Origin of the sequence: Pseudomonas sp. KCJK8993, assembly GCF_046230915.1 — a bacterium.
In the GTDB taxonomy this organism is placed as follows: Bacteria; Pseudomonadota; Gammaproteobacteria; order Pseudomonadales; family Pseudomonadaceae; genus Aquipseudomonas; species Aquipseudomonas piscis.
Map to the genome: position 1 here is coordinate 1 of NZ_JBJJLO010000209.1, position 3,959 is coordinate 3,959.

3 protein-coding genes and 1 pseudogene are annotated in these 3,959 nt (G+C 61.5%); 1 reads left to right on the forward strand and 3 read right to left on the reverse strand.

Annotated features, from left to right (window positions below; all coding sequences use genetic code 11):
- Positions 1 to 1,839 (forward strand): TonB-dependent receptor domain-containing protein (locus ACK6AU_RS31470; RefSeq protein WP_409303637.1); only part of this gene is annotated, 1,839 nt, incomplete at its 5' end.
- A gap of 114 nt (positions 1,840 to 1,953) precedes the next feature.
- Here the strand turns inward: ACK6AU_RS31470 and ychF are convergent.
- The 3 genes and pseudogenes from ychF to ACK6AU_RS31485 form a co-directional block, all read right to left on the reverse strand.
- Complete coding sequence (ychF, locus tag ACK6AU_RS31475) at positions 1,954 to 3,054, reverse strand: redox-regulated ATPase YchF (protein WP_185700368.1); 1,101 nt, start codon at positions 3,052 to 3,054, stop codon at positions 1,954 to 1,956.
- A gap of 22 nt (positions 3,055 to 3,076) precedes the next feature.
- The gene (gene pth, locus ACK6AU_RS31480) at positions 3,077 to 3,661 is read right to left on the reverse strand and encodes an aminoacyl-tRNA hydrolase (RefSeq protein WP_031320511.1); all 585 of its coding nucleotides are present in this window, start codon (positions 3,659 to 3,661) and stop codon (positions 3,077 to 3,079) included.
- A 169-nt stretch (positions 3,662 to 3,830) separates the two neighbouring features.
- Positions 3,831 to 3,959: pseudogene (locus tag ACK6AU_RS31485) on the reverse strand (50S ribosomal protein L25); the annotation flags it as partial.

Here is a 3,959-nt window from a genome sequence, read left to right on the forward strand (position 1 = left end):
GTCTATGACCTCAATACCCTGCTGCGCCGGGTGCCGGGCGTGACGGGAGGCTTCGGCCCGGTGGGCGAGCAGTCGAAGATCAAGCTGCGGGGGCTGGACGACAAGTACACGCTGATCCTGGTGGACGGCAAGCGGGTCGGTAGCTCCGGGGATATCAGCTACCGCCGTGACCTGGCGCGCCAGGACCTGAACTGGATCTCGCCGAACATGATCGAGCGCATCGAGATCGTCCGTGGGCCGATGTCCTCGCTTTATGGCTCGGATGCCATGGGTGGGGTGATCAATATCATCACCCGCAAGGTGTCGCGGACCTGGAGCGGTTCGGCCAGCACCCATATCACCGTGCCCAAGGATTCCGACCGCGGCCAGACCACCCAGTACAGTGCCAACCTGTCCGGTCCATTGACCGAATCCCTGGGCCTGCGCCTGGGAGCCAACGTGACTCGGCGGGCGGCGGACGAGGTCGAGGCCCGTCTCGATTCGAAGGGCGAATTCATGTATGGCGACGGGGCTGGAGGCGCCAAGGACCAGAGCCTGAACGCCTTGCTGGACTGGCAGGTCAACGATGAGCAGAGCTTGTCTTTCGAGGCTGTGCATGGCGTAGAGCGCGCCTGGTCCTCGAAGAAGACCTTCGGTGATTGGGATGAAACCATCGGCGGAGCCTTTGGCCCCAGCCGCCTGATCCGCGACAGCTACATCCTGTCCCATGTCGGGGAGTGGAGTTTCGGTACCTCGAAACTCGATGCCTACCTGAACAAGTACCGCAACGATATCGACTGGGGCAAGGCCAGTTCCGAGGAGAAGATCGTCGAAGGCAGCCTGAACCTGCCGTTCGAGTGGCTGGTGGACCAGCGCTTGACCGTCGGTGGGCAATGGAAGCGTGAAGAGCTGACCAACACCGACACCCTGGGCACGGTGCCGGTGGACTACAAGGGCGCGCCGGTCAGTGGCTCGACCCTGAAGGGTGATTATTCGGCGGCCTTCATCGAGGATGAGCTGTTCCTCCTGGACAACCTGTCCCTGACCCTGGGCAACCGCTTCGACCACAGCGACAAATATGGCAATCACAACAGCCCGCGGGCCTATGTGGTCTACCACCCGCATGCGGACTGGACGGTGCGCGGCGGGGTATCCAAGGGTTTTCGTGCACCGAGCCTGAAGGAAGGCAGCGCCGGCGCGGCGACCGAATCCGGTGGCGGTGGCTGTGGTTCGCTCAAGCCCCTGGGGTACAAGGAGGGGGGTAGTTGCTGGATGGCCGGTAACCCGGACCTGACGCCCGAAACCAGCACCAACAAAGAGATCGGCGTGTCCTTCAACCATGACGACTGGGAGCTGGGCCTGACCTACTTCCATACCGATTTCACCGACAAGATCGAATATGGTCCGCTGGGGCAATTCCAAGGTCGCTGGTGGACCATGCTGGAAAACATCGACAAGGCTCGGACCCGCGGCTGGGAAGGGACCACCCGGATCCCGCTGGGCGACTCGGTGAACTGGCGCACCAACGCCACCTACATGCTGGAAAGCCGCAACCTGTCCACCGGCGAGGACCTGATCAGTGCGCCCAAGCTCTCGCTGTTCAGTGCGCTGGACTGGCAGGTCAACGATCGCTTGAGTACCGAACTGTCGGCACAGCATGTGGGCAAGCAGCGGGGGAGACGCAATGACTTCGTGCAGTCCTACACCACCTACGACCTGACGGCCAACCTGGCCCTGACCAAGTGGCTGACCTTGAATGGCGGGGTACAGAACCTGCTGGACAAGGACCTGCGGGACGGCTCGACCAACTTCTACGTGCCCGGTCGGGCGTTCTTCGCGGGGGCGACCACCTACTTCTGAGGCAATGACAGGTATTGCGCCAGGAAGGGCGAGAGTCTGGCAAAACAGAGGGCACAAAAAACAAACCCCCGTGCATCCTGGGGATGTACGGGGGTTGGTGTCGTCCGGGGGGGATCAGACGTTGAAGCGGAAGTGCATCACGTCGCCGTCCTTGACGATGTATTCCTTGCCTTCCAGGCGCCACTTGCCGGCTTCCTTGGCACCGGCTTCACCCTTGAACTGGATGAAGTCGTCATAGGCCACTACTTCGGCGCGGATGAAGCCTTTTTCGAAGTCGGTGTGGATCACGCCCGCTGCTTGCGGTGCGGTGGCGCCGACGCGAACGGTCCAGGCCCGTACTTCCTGCACGCCGGCCGTGAAGTAGGTCTGCAGGTTGAGCAGTTCGTAGCCTGCGCGGATCACGCGATTCAGGCCCGGCTCTTCCAGGCCCAGGGCCTCGAGGAACATGTCCTTTTCTTCACCTTCTTCCAGCTCGGCGATCTCGGCTTCGATCTTGTTGCATACCGGTACCACGACCGCGCCTTCTTCTTCGGCGATGGCCTTGACCACATCCAGGTGCGGGTTGTTCTCGAAGCCATCCTCGGCCACGTTGGCGATGTACATCACCGGCTTGCTGGTCAGCAGGTGGAAGCCACGGATGACGGCCTTGTCTTCGGCGCTCATGTTCTTCATCAGGCTGCGGGCCGGCTTGCCTTCGGTGAAGTGCGGGATCAGCTGCTCGAGAATGGCCTTCTGGGCCAGGGCGTCCTTGTCGCCGCCCTTGGCATTGCGCGCGACCTTCTGCAGTTGTTTCTCGCAGCTGTCGAGGTCAGCGAAGATCAGTTCCAGATCGATGATCTCGATGTCGCGCTTCGGGTCGACGCTGTTGGAGACGTGAATCACGTTCTCGTCTTCGAAGCAGCGCACTACGTGGGCGATGGCATCGGTCTCGCGGATGTTGGCGAGGAACTTGTTGCCCAGGCCTTCACCCTTGGATGCACCTGCCACCAGGCCGGCGATGTCGACGAACTCCATGGTGGTCGGCAGGACACGGTTCGGCTTGACGATCTCGGCCAGGGCATCCAGGCGCGCGTCGGGCATTGGCACGATGCCGCTGTTGGGCTCGATGGTGCAGAAGGGGAAGTTCTCCGCCGCGATACCGGACTTGGTCAGGGCGTTGAACAGGGTGGACTTGCCGACGTTGGGCAGGCCGACGATGCCGCAATTGAATCCCATGGTGTTTCCCCTCGGGTAAGAGTCAGGCCTTCTGGCTGTGCAGGTTTTTCATCGCGCGGTTCCATTCACCGGCGAAGATATCCGGCAGCACGCCGAGGGCAAAATCGATGCTGGCGTCGAGCTTTTCCTGTTCGGCGCGTGGCGCACGACCCAGGACAAAGTTCGAAACCATGCTGGCGACGCCCGGGTGGCCGATGCCGAGCCGCAGGCGGTGAAAGGTATTCTGGTTGCCGAGCTGCGCGATGATGTCCCGCAGTCCGTTGTGCCCGCCGTGTCCGCCGCCGGTCTTGAGCTTGGCGACGCCGGGAGGCAAGTCTAGTTCGTCATGGGCCACCAGGATTTCTTCGGGCTTGATGCGGAAGAAACCCGCAAGCGCCGCCACGGCCTGGCCGCTGCGGTTCATGTAGGTGGTGGGAATCAGTAGACGAATGTCCTGACCCTGGTGACTGAAGCGCCCGGTCAGGCCGAAATATTTGCGATCGGCCACAAGGTTCACACCTTGCTTGTCGGCGATGCGCTCAACAAAAAGGGCCCCTGCGTTATGCCGGGTCTGTTCGTATTCAGCGCCTGGATTACCCAGGCCGACGATCAGTTTGATGGCAGTCACGATAGGGGCCCTTCTCTGGAGTTGTGGATAACATCGCCGCGCAGCTTGGCAGCGGCGAAAGTGGACGACAACAGCTCATTTACCATGATGCGTAAACTTCGCGTTCTCGCCCGCTTTCTCGCTACGTCACTGTCCGCGATGTTTCCGCTACTCCGGCGTCAGAGTGAAATTACTCTGCAGCGCCTTCAGCAGCTTCTGGAGCAACACGTGGAGCGTGGACGTTGGCTACTGCCAGGTCGTTACCGTGTGCCAGGGCCACGAACTCAACGCCTTTAGGGGCCTTGATGTTGGACAGGTG

Coding starts and splice junctions, on each gene's coding strand:
- ychF (WP_185700368.1), bottom strand. CDS start 3,054: ATGGGATTCAATTGCGGCATCGTCGGCCTGCCCAACGTCGGCAAGTCC.